The following is a 16,127-nucleotide window of genomic DNA, read 5'->3' on the forward strand; positions in this document are numbered from 1 at the left end:
GTGCCGCATCATGGCTTCCGTCTGAATCCGGGATAGGTCCCATGCCTCATAAGGACACGGAGCGTATCGGAGGCAATGCCGGACGCAGAGCTGGATATGGAATCGCCGGACATGAGTGCCCTTGCGATTGCCACGCCCTCGCCCTTTTCAGTCAGGAGCGCAATTACCGAGCCCCGTCTTACTGTTCCGTTGATCCGCCTTACTCCCTTCACGGTGAGATCGGCGCCATGGCAGATGCTGTCGACAGCGCTGTCCTTCAGCACTATTGACGGAAGCGCCGACAGTATTTCCTCATATGGAACGAGTATTTCGCGCAGCCGCGTTTCATCGCCTTTCCTCCAGTAATAGACGGCGTCCTCGAGCTGGTGAAGCGTTACGGCCCTGTCCTCACCGAACGGTCCCGCCCTTGTCCTCCTCAGCTCTTCCATCTGTGCGCCTGTGCACAATGCCTTTCCGATATCGACGCAGAGTGTCCTGATATAAGTGCCTGCCTCGCATTCAACACGGAAGAGGAAGCGCCTCTCTCTTGATTCCAGCAGCTTCAGCGAGCGTATTTCCCTTGTCCTTCTTTCTCTCTTTACAGCGGATCGCACGGGCGGCACCTGGAAAATGCTGCCTGTGAATTTGGAAAAAATCCATTCTACCTCACGCTGCGGAACATCCGAATGAAAACGCAGGACACCGACGTACTCCTTTGTGAGGTAGTTCATGACATCAAGAGCCCTCAGCGCGTAACCGGTGCCGATGGGCAGAACGCCTGTCACTGCGGGATCGAGCGTACCGCTGTGCCCTGTTTTCTCCACGCCGAGTATGTCTGAAACCCATGAGGTAACCTGATGGCTCGTGGGACCGCTTGGCTTGTCCAGAACAATGATGGAGGATGTCAGCTTCTCCTGCAGCGTGCGCTGCGACGGACTTTTTCCGTAGGCTGCGGAGGAACCGCCGTCGGCATCCACAGGATCACTCCCTGTAAAGACGGCGCATAACGTTCTCTGCCAGTTCATCGGGGAGCATGGCGGTAGAGTCGAGGACAGCGTCGTAACAGGACATGTCATCCCTGTCTATGCCGTAAATTTTGAGATACCGCCTCTTCTCGCTCTCCTCCCTCATCAATGTCTGCCTTACCGCCTCTTCATACGTGATGCCGTCTCTCTCCGAAATTCTCTCCATTCTTGTGCCGAAAGATGCATCGAGAAAGACAGACAGTGCAGAGAGACCGGCGCGTTTTATCATGTGGCACGAAAGCCTTCCCTCAACAACACAGTCCGCCTGCCTGGCGGCTTCCGCAACAACCCTCTTGTCAAGCGCAATGTCTATCTCGTAGTCGCTTTCAGCCAGCAGATTCATCTCCACGACACCAATTCCCCTCTCCGATGCAATCTGCCTGAATATCGAGCCGGTGGATATGAGTTTATAGCCCAGCTTCCCTGAAATCAGGGAGGCGAGCGTTGTTTTGCCGCTTCCTGCCGGACCGCTCACTGTTATGATCATCCGGGATGTTAAATGCAATCTCTATAAAAACAGATTGCCGGTGCAGCCATTCCTGCCCGGTCCGTAATAGTCCGTGCAGGCCCGAACATACTGTCCCGGAATGCAGGGCGGCGCGTGCGGACCGGCAATTCAGCTGTTCTCGGCGGGCTTTTTCATTGCGGCCGTATTCAACCGTTCAAGTCTTCTCTTCAGTATGAAATAGCGCAGAAAACGCTGATACACGATTGTGAACGGAAGACCGAGAAGTCCGTAAAGGAACACCCACGCCGGGAAAAAGATGATCGACTGGCCGAAATACACCCTGGCTGCCCACGGAACAGCGAAAACAGGATATGGAAGCGCAAGGAGAAATACGCTGAGCCAGGCGAACAGGGGGAAAATGACTATTATCGTTATTGGCATTACCTTGAACTGCCTGTTCATCTGCTGCGTGTTTTCCATCATGTAGGAACCCTGAATCTTCTGAATCTTCTTCAGCTTCACCTGATCCCTTTCCTTCATCGCCTGCCTGTGGTGGATGCGCAGTGCTGCAAGATGTTTCTGGATCCTTGCCTGCTGGATGAAATCAGTGTAGATGACACGGAGCGATGTTCCAAGCAGGACGACAACCAGTTCGGCAAACATGATCGTGATTGTAGGATAAAGGCCGCCGAAACCGATGAGCGGATCGAGCACGTCGCCCGTGACCCTTACGGCAACCGCCCGTACGGAGGGGTTGAGGAAGGCAAACAGCATCACAAGCATGAATATCATGACAATGAACATCTGTCCCGTTCCCTGCGGCATCTGCTGCGGCGGCTGCCTGCTCTGCGCTGATGCCATGCTCATCCCCCGAAGAACTGTCTCAGCACAGGATGCATCTCCATCATCTGTTCCTGGCCTATGGCGTCATAAAACTGGATGAGTATGCCGGTGGTCAGCAGCAGTCCTACGCCCGTGGCGTTGCCCACAGTGCCGATCAGATCAGCACCTACCGCCAGGAAACCCACCAGTGCTCCGCTCAGAACGGTCACTGTCGGTATGTAACGCTCAAGCACTCTCTTCATGACACGGGGGTCCCTCCTGAAACCGGGAATCTGCATGCCGCTGCTTTCAATCTGCTCCGCAACGGCCTGCGGTCCCATGTTGGTTGTCTCTATCCAGAACTTGGCGAAAAGTATCGACCCCAGGACGTAGACAAGCGTGAATGCGCCTATCCAGGCAGCAAACTGTATGAATGTATGCCCCTCCAGCTGCGGACTTCCGTTGGCGTATACCGGGCTTATCATCGGAAGCAGCCAGTCGGAAAGGCCGTTGACATTGCTGACATACCATGCGATACCGCCTGTCGGCGTTGTGCTGCCCGCGGCATATGTTCCCAGCCATGCCTGGTGGCCTATAAGGGGTATCTTCATCATTGCGGGGTTCGTCCAAAGTAGGTAGCTGAACATGCTGACGTTCGCAAGAAGCGCAGCAACTAGTATTACCGGTATGTTCGAAGCGTAGATGAGTTTTATCGGATACCTGCCTCTCGCTCCCTTGGCTGTTTCATGCGCAAGCGGTAGTTCAATCCTTGTCGATTCGGTCCAGGCAACAATGAGGAAGATCGCTATCGTCCCGATAAGTGCCGTCACCGGATTGGGCTGGCCCAGCATCAGCGTTTCAAAACCGCTGCTGCTCAGCTGGCCGGCCGGGACGTTGAACAGCACGTATATTATTTTAGGGATCGTCCCGACCGGTGCACTTGCGAACGGTCCCGTTGCGACAATACCGTTGGATGCGGCCGGGGCAGGATACCAGTTGAGTGCGCCGGTAAATATCTGCTGCGACACGCCGGCTGCAATGAACATCGAGATGCCGCTTCCAATCCCCCATTTTGATACTATTTCATCCATGAGGAATATCAGGTATGACCCGACAAAAAGCTGCCCGATGATTATGATCTGCGAAAGGGACTTGCCGCTGTCCAGGAGCGGATATACGCCCAGCACCGATATCCTTGAGGCGGCAGCGCCTATATTGTGGACGAATGTGGGCGAGGGGGAAAGATATCCGAAAACCTGCGGTATCGCCTCCACAAATATCATTATGAGCACGACGAACTTCTGTGTGCTCTGGTAAACGGCCTTGTCCTCGTCGTCAGTGAGGTCCAGATTGATTATCTTGGCGCCAGTGAACAGCTGCATCACTATGGACCCCGTGACAATCGGGCCTATTCCCAGCTGGAGTATTGAACCGGAGGCACCTGCAATGATTGCCCTGTACTGCGCGAAAAGATCGATGGTGGTCGCCCTGTCGAGACCGTAGATATAGACATTTGTCATGACGAAGTAGAGGAATATGATCAGTATGACCCAGAGCATTTTTGTCCTGAAATGGACATGCCCCTCCGGCTTTGTTATTGCCGGCAGCCTGTCTGTAAAGGGCTTAAGCTTGTAAAGAAGACTTTTTTTCTCCTCGTTCGCCATTCTAAATCACATAAAACGCCAAGCTATTTAAGTGTCACACTTCCGCCTGATTTTTCAATATGCTGCTTTGCCTTTGGAGTCGCAGCCGCGACGGCGACATGAATTGCCGAGTGAATCCTGCCGTCAGAAATGAGCTTGTCGTAGCCTGCTGCACCGAGATCGACAGTAATTTTGCCGTCCTGTTCCTTCGCAAAGCCGTCGGAAACCAGCCGGGGCAGAACGGATTCCAGTACGGTTGTGGTTATCGCCCTCTTCTCGTCAAGCATCTTCAGGGGGCGCTTGAATCCACGCGGTCCGAAGTGGCCGGGATCGTATTTCAGCATATGCATGAACTTGTGCTTGTGCAGGCCCGCATTTCCCCTGCCGCCATGTATGCCTGCCCCCCTTCCCGACTTCTTTCCCCTGCCGTGCGTCCTTGAGCCCCTGAACTTACTCGTTCTGCTTACCATTTCCGTTCACTCCTCCCATTGGTATCATGCGCCCTATGAGCGTGTTTATCTCCCCGCCCCTGTAACCGAGGGAGCCGCCGGTCGCATAGTCCTTCTTGACAGCCTCCCATCCCTGCCTCGGGGGATGGAGCCGCACGACCTTCTTGAGCTTCAGATCCGGCAGGCGTTTGCTGCCTTCGGAGAGGGACCGGACGAGCGATTGCCTGTCCATCCCGGAAGCTTTCTCGATCTCACCCGGCGATGGTTTCCTGTCCCCTTCAAGCCGGAATGCTGAATTCATCAGTTTTTCGATGCTCTCCCCGCTGATCTCTCCCCAGGTGACATAATCCTTGACTATCTGGAGCATCCTCCGCGTCGTTTCCGTTTCAGGAAGAAGAACCATGTGGTTGACCCTGCTCAGATGCATCTGTTCCAGTGTCACAACTGCCTTGCGCTTTATCTTTCCGTGACCCCTGACTCGTATGACCGCATACATCATTCAGCACCCTCCGTGCCCGCCGGCGGTATTTCCGTCTCGACGACATGGACCCTGCTTATCCCGGACCTTATCTTCAGCCTTTCGAGCTGGTCTGAAGACACACGGTAGCTGACGGTCTTCTTCAGCGCATCAAACGCCGCATACGTGAAGTTGAGCGTTGTCTTCGAGTGACCGTTGGTAAATCCCCAGGCATCAGATATGCCTGCGAGCGAGATTACAGTCTTTGCGACGTTCCCGACCGCAAGGCCAACGCCCCTGGGGGCCGGCCTGAGCGAAAGCGTGACCGAACCGGCCCTCCCTTCCACCCTGAACGGAAGGGTATGCGCGGTCAGGCAGCCGCACTGCCATGAGCCGCATCCTCTCCTTATTTCGATGATATTGAGCTTTGCATCCTGTATTGCGTTTCTTATCGTCGGTCCCACTTCCCTGCCCTTGGCGCGGCCGACGCCGACGATTCCGTCCCTGTTACCGACAACACATGTAATGGCAAACCTGACCCTTCTGCCGCTGTCCGTCATACGCTGGACCATCTTTACATCGGCAACCTCGTCCGCCATGTCCGGAACAAGCATGTCGACGATTTCCGGTTCCCTGAGAGGGAGCTTTGAACCGAGCGCCTGTGATATAGAGGTAATCTTTCCTTCATAAACAAGCCTGCCGAGTTTTGTTTTCGGCGTCCATGGCAATGTCTCATTCTGCAACTCATTTCACCAGCTTTGTCTTGATTTCAGATATATTTCCATGACCTGCCGAAAGCGCCTCGATACGTGCCGCCGGCACAACAATCGAGTCGTCATGCGGTATCTCCACCCCGCCTTCAAGCATGCCGCTGAGTGCGGCATACATGTTGCCGTTCTTCCGGGGGTTAATCATGCCGACATCGAGGATGGCCTCGCTTACACCATGCTTTTTTGCCCTCGCCGCCGCCAGCATACCGGTCAGGAAGGCTGCGGCGCCGTTTGAGGCTGCGCCGCTCCAGCCATACTTCCTGAGTTCAATGCTGTTCGCCGTCGCAATGACCCTGTCTCCGGAAGGATCAAAACTGATAAACTGAACAGTGAAGTACCTGTTGCTGCAGCGGACAACCGCCCTCGGGCTTCCCGACTTGAGCAGACGGAGTCTGTGGGAATAATCTGTGATTCCCTCCCTTCTTCTCCTGAACGGTACCTTGTAACGCGGTCCTGTCATTTCACTTCCTCCCTGAGCAGACCTTCACCCTTGAGGTGCTCTTCAAGGTTTCTTCTGCCCTTGAACATGCCTCCCTTGGTGAGCCTGTAAAATTTCCTGTAGGTGGAGCGGTCGATTCTCCCGCCGTCGCGGTACGATTTGAGCTGTTCCCTCATCGCCCTTATTGTTTTCTTCCATCTCTGCTTCTTCGGTGCGCGTGTATTGAACGTACCCTTCTTCGATCCCCTGCCGCTCTGCCTTCCCTTCATCTTCTGCTCCAGATTGCTGTTGATCCTTCCCCTGGAGTTGCCTTTCCGCGGAACGGCATAGATGCTGCCGGACTGGATTGCTGTCCTGATGTCCGCCCTGGTGATGGCATCGGCGACGTCTGAAATCCTGTTGGGGTTTATCTTTACACGAGAACCGCCGCACTTCAATATGCCGGCAGCCATCCTTTTCTGATTTTTCAGATCCATTGATATCACCCGTTGAGAACCCTTATCTGCAGCCTTTCGGCCTCTGCAACAATTTCATTCCTCTTCCTGGTGCCGACGGAGTGGGCAATCCTCACTGCTGTTGTTTTCGGATCAACGCCTTCCAGCTCACCGGCGTTATGAACAATCTTTTCGGCAAAGCCTGAGGGGTGCAGATGCCTCGCCATTGCCGGGGAACCGTAGCCTGCGGATGCCAGCTTCGGCCTGTAGTAGACCGCAAGCCTCATCTTGCCCTGGTTTCCCCTCGGCCTCCTCCACTTGAGACCGATCCTGTCCGCCTTGTAATATTCGGCGCGGTGGAATGCCGGCCTTCTTGCGGCTGTCTCCGCTCTCTTCCTGAGCGCGTCCCTGAGCGCCGGTGTGAGTGAAGGTTTCCGGTGCGGATGGTATTTGCCTTCCTCCTCGAGTTTTGAAGTTTCGGCGACAACAGTTTCCTTTTCCTCGGCTGCTTCCTCTTCGGCGCCGTTCGCTTCAATGCCGAGTTTTTCCTTCCAGGAATTCAACTCTGCATCCGATGCGCCGATGCTGGTCTGAAGCTCGGCCGCCTTCTCTTCATCCTCGAGCCGCTCGGCGAGAGCACCTTCATCCGTGATGCCTGCGTCGGAGAGCTTTTTCAGCATTTCGCTGTCCTGTCCAACAATCTCCTCAAGCTTCATGATACCGCCTTCCCTGCCTTCGACACAATATATATTCCATCCTGGAACACGCGCTTATCATAGTTTTTGATCCTCGTGGCGCGCTCTATGTTGGCGGCAGTCTGGCCCGCATGCTCGATATACGGTGAAGAAACAGTGACCTGATCTCCCGATATGCTGACCTTCGCACCGCCGACAATGGCTGCCCTCCTCGGATGCCTCTCGCCAAGGAAGTTTTCAATCATTACCTCCGGGCCTTTCACCTGAACCTTAATCGGGAAATGGGCATAGACAATCCTGAGTCTGTATTCGAATCCCTTGGAAACGCCTTCAATCATGCTCCTTATCTCGGATGTTATGGTGTTGAGATTTGCAAGCTCCAGCTTTGAGGGCATTTCAATGCCTAGCTTCAGTGTCTTTCCGGAAATACTGGCATCCACCCTGCCGAAATTCACCTTCCTGGCTATTTCGCCTGCCTTCCCCTTTGAGGTTACGGCATCCGGGCTGATTGACAGCTTTACATCGTCCGGTATCTGTATTTCATTCTCCGCTCTGCCGATTACTGCCATCGATTACACCTCAGTAGACGTACGCCAGGAGCTTTCCTCCCACACCAAGCTCCTTTGCCTTGAACTGCGAAATGACACCGTTTGTGGTCGTCATTATAAGAAGGCCGAAATCCTGTGCGGGAAGGTATCTTGACTCGTACTGCTCGATATCCATCTTCCTCACAGAATGGCGGGGCTTCACCACACCGCAGTTGTTTATTCTCTTTGCAAGGACGACCCTGAAGATTCCGGCCCTGCCGTCGTCAACGAGCTCAAACTGGCGGATATAGCCGTTCTCTGCCATGACTTTCAGCACATGCCCTATGAGCTTTGATGCCGGGCGTATCACGCATTCGTCCTTACCCCTTTCCTCCGCGTTCTTTATTGTCGACATTGCGTCATTTAATGGATCAGATTGCATACTGTTCACCTCAGGAATATTTCCTGAACTCAAGCTGCGGGGCAATTTCCCTGAAGCACTGTCTGCACAGGTGCAGCCCGTATCTTCTCACTATGCCCCTCTTCCTTCCGCATCTCCTGCATCCCGCCTTCCTGCCGAATTCCTTCCTGGGCTTCATTCAAGCACCTCCAAGCTGAAATGCTCCTTCAGGTATGCAACCGCTTCCGTCAGTGTCATGCGGTGTCTGGCAGGTATGCTCCTCCGTTTTGTCTGGCGACGTGCAATCCTGTATCCCTTCCTTTTCAGGGAGACGCTTATATCCATCCCGAAAACACCTATTTCAGGATCGTACTTCATTCCCTCGAAATCTGTATAGTCCGGTATGCCAAATGAAAAATTACCGTCGCTGCTGAACGAATAGAGACTCACCCTGTTTTCCTTCACCCAGAGGGCCTTCCTGAGGAATGTCATTGCCCTTTCTCCCCGGAGTGTTGTCTTGCATCCGATATTCTGTCCCTTTCTGATGCCGAAATCACGGTTGGTCCGCCTGGAATAGGTGACGGCTGCCGACTGGCCAGTAACCATTTCAAGCACTTTCTGTGCCTTGAGAAGGCGCTCGCCCGCTTCCCCTACACCTATATTGACAACGACCTTGTCAATTGCCGGTGCCCTCATCGGATTCATAATGCCGGCACCTCCACAGCCTTTATTGAAGAGACCTCATCCCCGGCAACAAACACGTTTCTCCATACCGTGGAGAAACCTTCCTTGAAATAGACCAGATTTGGAGCCGGATTTCTCCACTTTTCGAATTTTGAGACTGTGGCTATTTCCCCCACATGGGAACCGCCGGTGACGAGTGCCTTTGCCCCGGGCTTAAGCTGCATCACGTCGACAATCTTCTGTTCCGGCAATCCGATCCTCACCGCGTCGCCGGTCTTGACTGATATGTCGGAAAGGATTGTCCTGCCGTCATGCAGCAGGATCTGCGGCCTGCCTCCGGGGAGCGTCCTCCTTCCCTCCACCCTGCATATCTTCCAGCTGCATTCCTCGGGCGGTATGCGCACAAGATGCAGTTTCTTCCTCCTGTCTATAATCATCCTGTATCCGCCTTCCTCGCCCTTTACCGTCAGCACATCCATCAGGCCGACGGGGTATCTGTAATCCTTTCTGATTCGCCCGTCGACAGAGAATGCCCCCGCGTTGATCAGGGCTCTGGCCTCCCTTGCATTGTTGCACAGCTTCAGCGTGTCCCTGACAACCATGAGAAGGGGAAGAGAAAATTCCGTCTCATGCGGTCCGGCTGAGGGTTTGACTATCCAGTAGTCGGTTTTCCGCTTAAGCGGCCATCGCTGCGGCGCCGCCATCCTCTTGATCCTTCCGGACATTTCAGCTCTCCTCCCTTGAAATATTTCTTTTCTGGTCAACCGCCAGAGCGATGATCATCAGGTTTGAATATGCCAGCGGTCTTGCAGCCTGTTTTCCGTCTGCCTTGGCAATCGTAACGCCGTCAACAAGGATCTTCCGCCTGCGTGTGTCGACCTTTGACACCTTGCCTTCAAGCCCGCGTATGTCGCTGTCTCCCTTGACGACGACAACGGTGTCGCCCTTTCTGACCGGCACCCTGCTTATGTTCCGCTGCTTCCTCAGCTCCTCGCTCAGCGGCAGGACCATCTGCTTCCTCCTTGCCGTAACATGGGCGGTGAATATACGTTTCCTCTGCAATCTCCTGTTCTCCGTCATATTTGCATCACACTATCATTGAGGCGACAGCCGCGATTCTCGGCCAGCGTTCCGCAGCTTCTCTCGCGACGGGGCCCTTGATATCTGTTCCCTTGGCCTCGCCTGTTTCGGTCGTTATGACTGCCGCATTGTCCTCAAACTGGACCATCGTCCCGTCTGATCTCCTGAAAGGACGTCTCTGCCTTACTATCACTGCATACAGAACCTGTTTCCTTATTTCCGGCGTCCCCTTTTTGACCGTGACAACAACGATGTCACCGATGCCTGCTCTCGGATAACGCCTGATTGTGCCGTGATATCCGGGAACGGCAATTATCTGTGCCATCTTGGCGCCCGAATTGTCTATGACTGAAAGTATTCCGCCGGTGTTCATTCCCCTCATCTGCTTTCCGGCAAGTCCCTTCATGCTGATCCGCTCCTCTCTATGACGACAAAGCTCACTGTTTTGCTCAGAGGTCTGCACTCCATTATCCTTACTTCATCCCCTTCCCGGATCTGGATGCACCCCGGGAGATGGGCAGGATACCGCCTTCTCCTCCGCTCATACCGCTCATACTTGTGACTGAACTTCCTGTGCTCATTCTCGACAATGACGGTGCCCTTCATCTTTGCCGAAACCACCCTGCCGATTATCGACTGGCCCCTCACGGACAGTCTTCCATGATAGGGGCACTTGCTGTCGCTGCATTCTGCAGCCGGCTTCCATTTTGTTACGCCTATATCCCTTGTTACCATTCATCTCAGCCTCTTTATCCTGTCCTCGGGTCTGAACGCTATCTTTGCACCTTCCACCACTGCCCTGCCGTTCTCCGTCTGAAAGATGAACATGTGCCCCTTCTTGGAAAATTTCCTTTCAGGATTGCCGATATGCACCATGTTCTTTGTTTCCCAGACGACAGTTCCTCTCGCCATCTCTTTCATGCTGCTGTCGCAGACGACAACACTTTCGCCTATGAATTCGCCCCTGAGAAAACCTCTTTCTTTCAGATTAATCACCTGACAGTGGCATTGAAACCCATTTCATCCAGCGTTTCCTTGACCCTTCTTTTATGATCTCCCTGAAGTTCAATCCTGCCGTCCTTGACAGTTCCGCCGGACGCACATTTCATCTTCAGCTTCTTCGCCAGAGCCTCGATATCTATGTCTGAAGTGTTGAATCCTTCAACCACAGTCACGACCTTGCCATAGCGCCGGTTGTCTGTGTAAACGACTATAGACTGCTGTTCTCTTGCTATCTGCTCGCACATGCACAGTTCTTCGGGTAAACCACACGTTGGACATATTCCTGCCATTAACTTTCTTCCTCCCTTTCCACCGTGAGTATGCGCGCTATCTGCTTCCTCAGCGCCCTTATCTTGCCCGGGTCTGCGGGCGCACCACCCATCGCGGAAAGACCTCTCTCTGTCATCAGCTCATCCCTGAGCTGCTTCAGCTTCTGAGCCCTTTCTTCCTTCCTCATGGCTCTGACTTCCTTTGCCTTCACAAGACTCATTTAGGCTCTTCACCCCCGTTTTCATGCCCGTCTGCGGTCGCAGGCGGTGTCTCCGCCGCAGTTTCGGCCGCAGCCTGCTCTGCAACGGGCGGCTGCTCGGCCGGCACCTCAATTCCCACCTTTCCAGGCTCGCTGATCGTGATCTCATCGGGCAGTTTTGCATCGGGAGCCATTATCTGCACCTTGACGCCTATGATGCCCAGTTTCAGCTTTGCAGCGGCAAAACCTTCCCTGATGAACAGGCGTTTCGGCTCGCCGCAGTATTTAATATGCCCCTCCTTGAACTTTTCAGTCCTGTGGCGCTGGCCGGTGAGTTTTCCCGATATGATGACCTGGCATCCCCTTGCGCCTGAATCCATTATACGTCTTACCGTAGAATGACCGGCTCTCCTGAAATGCCATCCGCGCTCCAGTGCAAATGCAAGCTTCTTTGCCATAATCTGGGCATTGAGGTTGGGATTCTGGTCTTCCTGGACCTCTATCTGCGGATTGTCGAAATCAAAGAGCTCCTCCATCTGCCTGGTAAGCGACTTGATCACGCCGCCCTTCCTTCCGATGACCAGTCCCGGACGCTCTGTCACAAGCGTGACACGTGTGCCCAGAGGCGTTCTCTGAATGTCTATACCACCGAAGCCCGCCCTGTCAACCTCCTTCATCATGTACTCCTTCAGCAGTACGCGTCTCGTGTTTTCATTGATGAACTTTCTCTCTCCACTCATCTGTCTTCCTCATTTGATTTCTTCAAGTATTACCTCTATGATCACGCGCTGCCTCTTCCACTGCCCGCTCCTCCCGAATGCGCGCGGCCTGAAAAAGTCGAACGGCTGGCCCAGGTGAGAGCTTATTGTGTGTATGCGCATGCTGTCCGAATCGAGTCCCTTGTATTCTGCGTTGTGCTGTGCTTCCTCTATCGCCCTTTTCACGAATTTAGCAGCCTTCACAGGAAACCTTCCTGGTCCGATGCCCTTCTTGTGGGTCACCTGCTTCTTGAAACGCCTGAAGGGCACCGCCTTCCTCAATTCGATGATGTCGTCGAGATATCCGAGCGCTGTGTCCACCTTCTTTCCTCTCAGCGAGCGGCAAATTTCGCGCGCATGCTTGGGTGAAATGTCAATGTCCTTCACAAGCGCTCTGGATGTTGTATCCGGATCTGTCTGCTGTGTATAACCTGACATTTTCTTACCTCATTTGAGCGGCAGGAATTTGGAGCCTCTGGTCGCACCGACACCCGGTCCCGAATGCTTCGTGAAACGCCTGGTCTGCGCAAATTCTCCAAGTGCATGGCCTATCATTTCGGCCTTGATTTCAACTTCCTTGAATTCCTTTCCGTTGTAGACTGCAACCTTTTTGCCGACAAAGTCCGGAAGTATGAATATCTCCCTCCGGTGTGTCTTCACTGCCTCGCCGTTCGATGATTTCAGCCTGTCCACGAATGACTGCTGTTCCCTGTTGAGACCCCTCTTATAGGAACGCCTTGCCCTGGCAGGAAGGATCGGCAGAATTTCCGCAAGTGTCATGCCGAGCATTTCCTCCAGCGAGTGTCCGCGGTAAGTGAATTCCTTCTTTCTTCTGACTGTGACCTTGGACCTCTTCTTCCCTGTCCTCTTCTTGGCCAGCTTGCTTTCGAGTGTTTCTTCAGCCATTTAATCACTCCTTCTTCTTCCTTTGAGGCGACAGCCTGCCAACCTTCTGCCCGGGCCTTGCGCCGCGCGGAACTGTACTCGGTCTGCCGACATGAGGATGTGAACCGCCGCCAAACGGATGGTTGACGGGATTCATTGAAACGCCGCTCACCTTAATGTGTGTCTTTGCCTTGGAAGAAAGAGCGTGATACTTTTTGCCGGCCTTGGCGTACGGCCTGTCAATCCTGCCGCTGCCCGCGGGAACACCGATTGCGGCATAGCACCTGTTGTTTATCCTCTTGAAGCCGCCCGAAGGAAGCTGGACTGTTGTCTCGGTCCCATGGCTGATCACGGTCGCCGACGTACCCGCTGTCTTGACAAGCTTCCCGAGATCTCCCGGTTTCAGCTCTATGTTATAGATGAGAGTCCCTTCCGGGATGGAGCCTACGGGTATTATATTTCCCCTCTCAATCGGTGCCTCCTGCCCCACCGCAATTTCCTGGTCAACAAACGAGCCTTCGGCAGCAATGAGATATTCCTTCTGTCCGCCGAAATCGACAAGCATCAGGGGCGTGCTCCTTCCCGGCGCATGCAGTATGTCCATGACCTTTCCCTTGCCCTCCCTGATCTGGGGATGCCTTCCGGGCGCGAGATGCCTGAAACTGGGTGACCTGTAGTTCGGAGAACCCTCGCCTCTTCTCTGCGTTCTTAATCTCTTTCCCATTTCAACTACCTCATATTACGCCAATTCTCACGCCTATGTCCTCCGCGGAGTAGCCTTCCTTCAGCAGTATTATCGCATGTTTGCCGTCCGAGCGGATCTTGACATTCACCTTTTCCACCTTAACCTCAAACCTTTTCTCGAACGCCTGCTTTATTTCCTGCTTGGTCGCATCTGTCCTGACAACAAACTCCAATCTGTTGCCGTCCCTGAGATTCTGTCTTGATGTCCCGGACATCGCGTTCATTGTCTTTTCTGTCACATACGGATGCACGAGAACCGTGTACTCATCAGTGATCTTCCGCTCCTTCGGCATGCTACTTCCCTCCCAGATTCTGCAGTGCTTTCCTGGAAAATATGACAAGCCTTCCCGCATCCCCGCCTGGAGCAAGCATCTCTGTACTGAGCTGGCCAGGAGTGATCACATCGACACCTGCAAGATTCCTGGCACTCCTTGCGAGTGCGACATCGGGAGAGGAAAGAACTACGAGCGGACCCACAGGCTGTCTGTACCTTCTGTTCCTCATCTTTCCCTTTCCAGCCCGGACATGCCTTCCGTTCCTGACCCTTACAATATCGTCAACCACTCCGAGGGAACCCAGCAGCTGTTCAAATTCCGCCACCTTGCTGAGCTCCTCGATACTGTCTTCCAACACAACAGGCAGTGAAAGCTCCTCGGAAAACCTGTGTCCTCTGGAACGGACGATTTCGGCATTCGCGGTTGCCGCAAGGGCTGACATGCGGGCAAGCCTTCTTTCCTTCGCGTTTACCTTCATTGACCAGTCTTTCCATGGCCTTGGCGGATGTGCCCTCCTGCCACCGACGTTGTTTGGAGACTCTGCGGCAGTGGACTGTCCCTTGATGCGCTGGACCCTTGCCACGCCCCTGCCCTTTCCCCAGGTCTCCACGGAATGGTGCATTCCTGCCCTGAATTTCGGTCCGTACGGCTGCCTCCTGTTTGATGCGGCTGCCGCGACATCCTTCCTTATTATGTCTGGCCTGTAAGATGTGGAAAAGCAGACAGGCAGCTGCACCTGGTCGGCCGCCTTTCCGCCAGGTGAATACACGAAGACGTGTCCTTCCCTGAGTGCGGTGACCTGCTCCTCAAGTTTCTTTTCAGCCATATTCCATCATGCCCCCTGCTTGGATTCTGTCGATATGTAAGTGAGCGACGGCGCTTCCTTGACCTTTGTGAGTCTCGGCCGTACTGTATCTCTCAGCCGTATCAGCCTCTTTGCCGGGCCCGGAATACTTCCATGCAGCAGGAGGTACGACCCTGAGACTTTTCCATAATTGAGGAAACCGCCCTTCGGTGTTATCTCCTCGCCATTGTCCCCTATTTTCAGTACACGCTTGTTGAGTTCGGTTCTCTGATGGTATCCCATCTGGCCCGACTGCGGGACGGTCGGCCAAATATAACCGGGCCTCTTGGGACCGAGTGTGCCTATCATTCTGGTGTGCTTGCTGTTCTTGTGGGACAGCAGCTTCACACCCCATCTCTTTACCGCACCCTGAAAGCCCTTTCCTTTCGTAACGGCAATAACATCCACAACATCCCCGTCCTTGAGATAATCCCTGACATTGAGGTCCTTTCCAAGAACGGAAAGACCGTATTCCAGTCTTTCGGCAAAAGAGCCGCCGCCTATCCTGATTTCCATGAGTTCCGGCTTCTTCTTCGGGACACCGGTTACAAACGAGGGCTGTGTATGCACTATGATATTTACCTCTTCGCCTTCGATCTTCTTGAAATTCTCAACTTCCTGAGCAAAATTTCTGTTCTTTTTTATTTCATAAAGCCTGGACAGTTCCCTGTCAGGTTTTTCAGACCACAGTTCACCGGCCGTCTGGAGGCCGTTGCCACCGCGGCTGTATATCCTCACAGCGGCGATACGCAATGGCGGCGTCTCGACGACCGTCACCGGAACCTGGACTTCCTGGCCGGCTGTTGTCGAAGAGGCCCTGTAATCAACAAGTATAGCATGCGTCATTCCTGCCTTGTAGCCCGCAAAACCCTGAATTCTCGGTCCTCCGGCTGCCTCGGGCCATGAATCCAGTTTCGGCACCTCCCGTTTGGCCCTCTTTCTCGGCGAGTAGCCCATTGAGCCTCGTCTTGGTCTCCTTCTGTTTGGCATTAACTAACACCTTCACAGCGCCGCCTGTCACAGGTACGGCGTCTACTTCGAATGGTCCCTTGCGACTCAGGCAACCGTGGCGCCTCCGATTCCGTAAGAAAGCATCAGACGGAATCTTGTCGGGATGCGGTGCATTGCCCAAATGCGTCTGGTCACCCTGAAGGGTAGAATTGCTAAACGGTAGTTGTATTTAAAGATAAGCTGAATGACTATGGCGGCCATAAAGGGTTAGGAAAATAAGCGTTTTTGATTCGATTTTTGAATTGCCAGTGTGCTCGGACCGAAGAGTCTAAATAGTTAGTAGTATA

At 53.8% G+C, this 16,127-nt stretch carries 28 protein-coding genes; all 28 read right to left on the bottom strand.

Going from position 1 to position 16,127, the window contains the following annotated elements:
- Positions 1-8 precede the first annotated feature (8 nt).
- Positions 9-1,004, bottom strand: a complete 996-nt coding sequence (locus KIS29_06595) for an RNA-guided pseudouridylation complex pseudouridine synthase subunit Cbf5 (protein MBX8639988.1) — start codon at positions 1,002-1,004, stop codon at positions 9-11.
- Entirely contained in the window at positions 961-1,491 is a 531-nt protein-coding gene (locus KIS29_06600; GenBank protein MBX8639989.1) for an AAA family ATPase, read from the bottom strand. The genes KIS29_06595 and KIS29_06600 overlap by 44 nt, the downstream gene beginning before the upstream one ends.
- A gap of 129 nt (positions 1,492-1,620) precedes the next feature.
- Positions 1,621-2,313, bottom strand: coding sequence for a DUF106 domain-containing protein (locus tag KIS29_06605; protein ID MBX8639990.1), 693 nt, complete (start codon positions 2,311-2,313; stop codon positions 1,621-1,623).
- Between the two features lie 2 nt (positions 2,314-2,315).
- Positions 2,316-3,938 carry a preprotein translocase subunit SecY gene (gene secY / locus KIS29_06610; protein ID MBX8639991.1) on the bottom strand — a complete coding sequence of 541 codons (1,623 nt, stop codon included), beginning with the start codon at positions 3,936-3,938 and terminating at the stop codon, positions 2,316-2,318.
- Positions 3,939-3,961: 23 nt separating this feature from the next.
- On the bottom strand, positions 3,962-4,387 hold the full coding sequence (locus KIS29_06615; protein ID MBX8639992.1) for a 50S ribosomal protein L15: 426 nt from the start codon (positions 4,385-4,387) through the stop codon (positions 3,962-3,964).
- Positions 4,368-4,865 carry a 50S ribosomal protein L30 gene (locus tag KIS29_06620; protein ID MBX8639993.1) on the bottom strand — a complete coding sequence of 166 codons (498 nt, stop codon included), beginning with the start codon at positions 4,863-4,865 and terminating at the stop codon, positions 4,368-4,370. The genes KIS29_06615 and KIS29_06620 overlap by 20 nt, the downstream gene beginning before the upstream one ends.
- Positions 4,862-5,551 (bottom strand): 30S ribosomal protein S5, encoded by a 690-nt coding sequence (locus tag KIS29_06625; GenBank protein ID MBX8639994.1) that lies wholly within the window; start codon positions 5,549-5,551, stop codon positions 4,862-4,864. The genes KIS29_06620 and KIS29_06625 overlap by 4 nt, the downstream gene beginning before the upstream one ends.
- Positions 5,552-5,567: 16 nt before the next feature.
- Positions 5,568-6,053: a 50S ribosomal protein L18 gene (locus tag KIS29_06630; protein ID MBX8639995.1), complete on the bottom strand. Its 486-nt coding sequence runs from the start codon at positions 6,051-6,053 to the stop codon at positions 5,568-5,570.
- On the bottom strand, positions 6,050-6,508 hold the full coding sequence (locus KIS29_06635) for a 50S ribosomal protein L19e (GenBank protein MBX8639996.1): 459 nt from the start codon (positions 6,506-6,508) through the stop codon (positions 6,050-6,052). The genes KIS29_06630 and KIS29_06635 overlap by 4 nt, the downstream gene beginning before the upstream one ends.
- 5 nt (positions 6,509-6,513) lie before the next feature.
- Entirely contained in the window at positions 6,514-7,182 is a 669-nt protein-coding gene (locus KIS29_06640; GenBank protein ID MBX8639997.1) for a 50S ribosomal protein L32e, read from the bottom strand.
- Positions 7,179-7,730 (bottom strand): 50S ribosomal protein L6, encoded by a 552-nt coding sequence (locus tag KIS29_06645; protein MBX8639998.1) that lies wholly within the window; start codon positions 7,728-7,730, stop codon positions 7,179-7,181. The genes KIS29_06640 and KIS29_06645 overlap by 4 nt, the downstream gene beginning before the upstream one ends.
- 10 nt (positions 7,731-7,740) lie before the next feature.
- A complete protein-coding gene (locus KIS29_06650) occupies positions 7,741-8,130 on the bottom strand; it encodes a 30S ribosomal protein S8 (protein MBX8639999.1) in 390 nt (129 codons plus the stop codon).
- 10 nt (positions 8,131-8,140) lie between these two features.
- On the bottom strand, positions 8,141-8,287 hold the full coding sequence (locus KIS29_06655; protein ID MBX8640000.1) for a 30S ribosomal protein S14: 147 nt from the start codon (positions 8,285-8,287) through the stop codon (positions 8,141-8,143).
- Positions 8,284-8,784, bottom strand: a complete 501-nt coding sequence (locus KIS29_06660; protein ID MBX8640001.1) for a 50S ribosomal protein L5 — start codon at positions 8,782-8,784, stop codon at positions 8,284-8,286. The genes KIS29_06655 and KIS29_06660 overlap by 4 nt, the downstream gene beginning before the upstream one ends.
- A 5-nt stretch (positions 8,785-8,789) precedes the next feature.
- Positions 8,790-9,497: a 30S ribosomal protein S4e gene (locus KIS29_06665; protein ID MBX8640002.1), complete on the bottom strand. Its 708-nt coding sequence runs from the start codon at positions 9,495-9,497 to the stop codon at positions 8,790-8,792.
- Between the two features lies 1 nt (position 9,498).
- Positions 9,499-9,852: a 50S ribosomal protein L24 gene (rplX, locus tag KIS29_06670; GenBank protein MBX8640003.1), complete on the bottom strand. Its 354-nt coding sequence runs from the start codon at positions 9,850-9,852 to the stop codon at positions 9,499-9,501.
- 7 nt (positions 9,853-9,859) lie between these two features.
- Complete coding sequence (locus tag KIS29_06675) at positions 9,860-10,258, bottom strand: 50S ribosomal protein L14 (protein MBX8640004.1); 399 nt, start codon at positions 10,256-10,258, stop codon at positions 9,860-9,862.
- Entirely contained in the window at positions 10,255-10,587 is a 333-nt protein-coding gene (locus KIS29_06680; protein ID MBX8640005.1) for a 30S ribosomal protein S17, read from the bottom strand. Before KIS29_06680 ends, KIS29_06675 begins: the two co-directional genes overlap by 4 nt.
- Complete coding sequence (locus KIS29_06685) at positions 10,588-10,848, bottom strand: ribonuclease P protein subunit (protein ID MBX8640006.1); 261 nt, start codon at positions 10,846-10,848, stop codon at positions 10,588-10,590.
- Positions 10,845-11,144 carry a stress response translation initiation inhibitor YciH gene (gene yciH, locus KIS29_06690; protein ID MBX8640007.1) on the bottom strand — a complete coding sequence of 100 codons (300 nt, stop codon included), beginning with the start codon at positions 11,142-11,144 and terminating at the stop codon, positions 10,845-10,847. The genes KIS29_06685 and yciH overlap by 4 nt, the downstream gene beginning before the upstream one ends.
- Positions 11,144-11,344, bottom strand: coding sequence for a 50S ribosomal protein L29 (gene rpmC, locus KIS29_06695; protein ID MBX8640008.1), 201 nt, complete (start codon positions 11,342-11,344; stop codon positions 11,144-11,146). Before rpmC ends, yciH begins: the two co-directional genes overlap by 1 nt.
- Entirely contained in the window at positions 11,341-12,063 is a 723-nt protein-coding gene (locus KIS29_06700; protein ID MBX8640009.1) for a 30S ribosomal protein S3, read from the bottom strand. Before KIS29_06700 ends, rpmC begins: the two co-directional genes overlap by 4 nt.
- A 9-nt stretch (positions 12,064-12,072) precedes the next feature.
- Positions 12,073-12,519, bottom strand: coding sequence for a 50S ribosomal protein L22 (locus KIS29_06705; protein MBX8640010.1), 447 nt, complete (start codon positions 12,517-12,519; stop codon positions 12,073-12,075).
- A gap of 9 nt (positions 12,520-12,528) precedes the next feature.
- The gene (locus KIS29_06710; GenBank protein MBX8640011.1) at positions 12,529-12,987 is read right to left on the bottom strand and encodes a 30S ribosomal protein S19; all 459 of its coding nucleotides are present in this window, start codon (positions 12,985-12,987) and stop codon (positions 12,529-12,531) included.
- A 4-nt stretch (positions 12,988-12,991) separates the two neighbouring features.
- The gene (locus KIS29_06715) at positions 12,992-13,690 is read right to left on the bottom strand and encodes a 50S ribosomal protein L2 (protein MBX8640012.1); all 699 of its coding nucleotides are present in this window, start codon (positions 13,688-13,690) and stop codon (positions 12,992-12,994) included.
- Between the two features lie 10 nt (positions 13,691-13,700).
- On the bottom strand, positions 13,701-14,003 hold the full coding sequence (gene rplW, locus KIS29_06720; GenBank protein ID MBX8640013.1) for a 50S ribosomal protein L23: 303 nt from the start codon (positions 14,001-14,003) through the stop codon (positions 13,701-13,703).
- Position 14,004: 1 nt separating this feature from the next.
- Complete coding sequence (rpl4p, locus tag KIS29_06725) at positions 14,005-14,811, bottom strand: 50S ribosomal protein L4 (protein MBX8640014.1); 807 nt, start codon at positions 14,809-14,811, stop codon at positions 14,005-14,007.
- A gap of 6 nt (positions 14,812-14,817) precedes the next feature.
- The gene (locus KIS29_06730; protein ID MBX8640015.1) at positions 14,818-15,819 is read right to left on the bottom strand and encodes a 50S ribosomal protein L3; all 1,002 of its coding nucleotides are present in this window, start codon (positions 15,817-15,819) and stop codon (positions 14,818-14,820) included.
- Between the last annotated feature and the right edge of the window lie 308 nt (positions 15,820-16,127).

This window comes from Candidatus Sysuiplasma jiujiangense (assembly GCA_019721075.1).
In the GTDB taxonomy this organism is placed as follows: domain Archaea; phylum Thermoplasmatota; class Thermoplasmata; order Sysuiplasmatales; family Sysuiplasmataceae; genus Sysuiplasma; species Sysuiplasma jiujiangense.

Bases quoted from the DNA above. Each gene is read 5' to 3' on its own strand.
- KIS29_06645 (MBX8639998.1), bottom strand. From the start codon at position 7,730: ATGGCAGTAATCGGCAGAGCGGAGAATGAAATACAGATACCGGACGAT.
- KIS29_06615 (MBX8639992.1), bottom strand. From the start codon at position 4,387: ATGGTAAGCAGAACGAGTAAGTTCAGGGGCTCAAGGACGCACGGCAGG.
- secY (MBX8639991.1), bottom strand. From the start codon at position 3,938: ATGGCGAACGAGGAGAAAAAAAGTCTTCTTTACAAGCTTAAGCCCTTT.
- KIS29_06630 (MBX8639995.1), bottom strand. From the start codon at position 6,053: ATGACAGGACCGCGTTACAAGGTACCGTTCAGGAGAAGAAGGGAGGGA.
- rpmC (MBX8640008.1), bottom strand. From the start codon at position 11,344: ATGAGTCTTGTGAAGGCAAAGGAAGTCAGAGCCATGAGGAAGGAAGAA.
- rplW (MBX8640013.1), bottom strand. From the start codon at position 14,003: ATGCCGAAGGAGCGGAAGATCACTGATGAGTACACGGTTCTCGTGCAT.
- KIS29_06620 (MBX8639993.1), bottom strand. From the start codon at position 4,865: ATGATGTATGCGGTCATACGAGTCAGGGGTCACGGAAAGATAAAGCGC.
- yciH (MBX8640007.1), bottom strand. From the start codon at position 11,144: ATGGCAGGAATATGTCCAACGTGTGGTTTACCCGAAGAACTGTGCATG.
- KIS29_06595 (MBX8639988.1), bottom strand. From the start codon at position 1,004: ATGAACTGGCAGAGAACGTTATGCGCCGTCTTTACAGGGAGTGATCCT.
- KIS29_06705 (MBX8640010.1), bottom strand. From the start codon at position 12,519: ATGTCAGGTTATACACAGCAGACAGATCCGGATACAACATCCAGAGCG.
- KIS29_06660 (MBX8640001.1), bottom strand. From the start codon at position 8,784: ATGAGGGCACCGGCAATTGACAAGGTCGTTGTCAATATAGGTGTAGGG.
- KIS29_06655 (MBX8640000.1), bottom strand. From the start codon at position 8,287: ATGAAGCCCAGGAAGGAATTCGGCAGGAAGGCGGGATGCAGGAGATGC.
- KIS29_06700 (MBX8640009.1), bottom strand. From the start codon at position 12,063: ATGAGTGGAGAGAGAAAGTTCATCAATGAAAACACGAGACGCGTACTG.
- rpl4p (MBX8640014.1), bottom strand. From the start codon at position 14,811: ATGGCTGAAAAGAAACTTGAGGAGCAGGTCACCGCACTCAGGGAAGGA.
- KIS29_06730 (MBX8640015.1), bottom strand. From the start codon at position 15,819: ATGCCAAACAGAAGGAGACCAAGACGAGGCTCAATGGGCTACTCGCCG.
- KIS29_06605 (MBX8639990.1), bottom strand. From the start codon at position 2,313: ATGGCATCAGCGCAGAGCAGGCAGCCGCCGCAGCAGATGCCGCAGGGA.
- KIS29_06640 (MBX8639997.1), bottom strand. From the start codon at position 7,182: ATGAAGCTTGAGGAGATTGTTGGACAGGACAGCGAAATGCTGAAAAAG.
- KIS29_06675 (MBX8640004.1), bottom strand. From the start codon at position 10,258: ATGAAGGGACTTGCCGGAAAGCAGATGAGGGGAATGAACACCGGCGGA.
- rplX (MBX8640003.1), bottom strand. From the start codon at position 9,852: ATGACGGAGAACAGGAGATTGCAGAGGAAACGTATATTCACCGCCCAT.
- KIS29_06680 (MBX8640005.1), bottom strand. From the start codon at position 10,587: ATGGTAACAAGGGATATAGGCGTAACAAAATGGAAGCCGGCTGCAGAA.
- KIS29_06665 (MBX8640002.1), bottom strand. From the start codon at position 9,497: ATGTCCGGAAGGATCAAGAGGATGGCGGCGCCGCAGCGATGGCCGCTT.
- KIS29_06710 (MBX8640011.1), bottom strand. From the start codon at position 12,987: ATGGCTGAAGAAACACTCGAAAGCAAGCTGGCCAAGAAGAGGACAGGG.
- KIS29_06600 (MBX8639989.1), bottom strand. From the start codon at position 1,491: ATGATCATAACAGTGAGCGGTCCGGCAGGAAGCGGCAAAACAACGCTC.
- KIS29_06635 (MBX8639996.1), bottom strand. From the start codon at position 6,508: ATGGATCTGAAAAATCAGAAAAGGATGGCTGCCGGCATATTGAAGTGC.
- KIS29_06650 (MBX8639999.1), bottom strand. From the start codon at position 8,130: ATGCAATCTGATCCATTAAATGACGCAATGTCGACAATAAAGAACGCG.
- KIS29_06715 (MBX8640012.1), bottom strand. From the start codon at position 13,690: ATGGGAAAGAGATTAAGAACGCAGAGAAGAGGCGAGGGTTCTCCGAAC.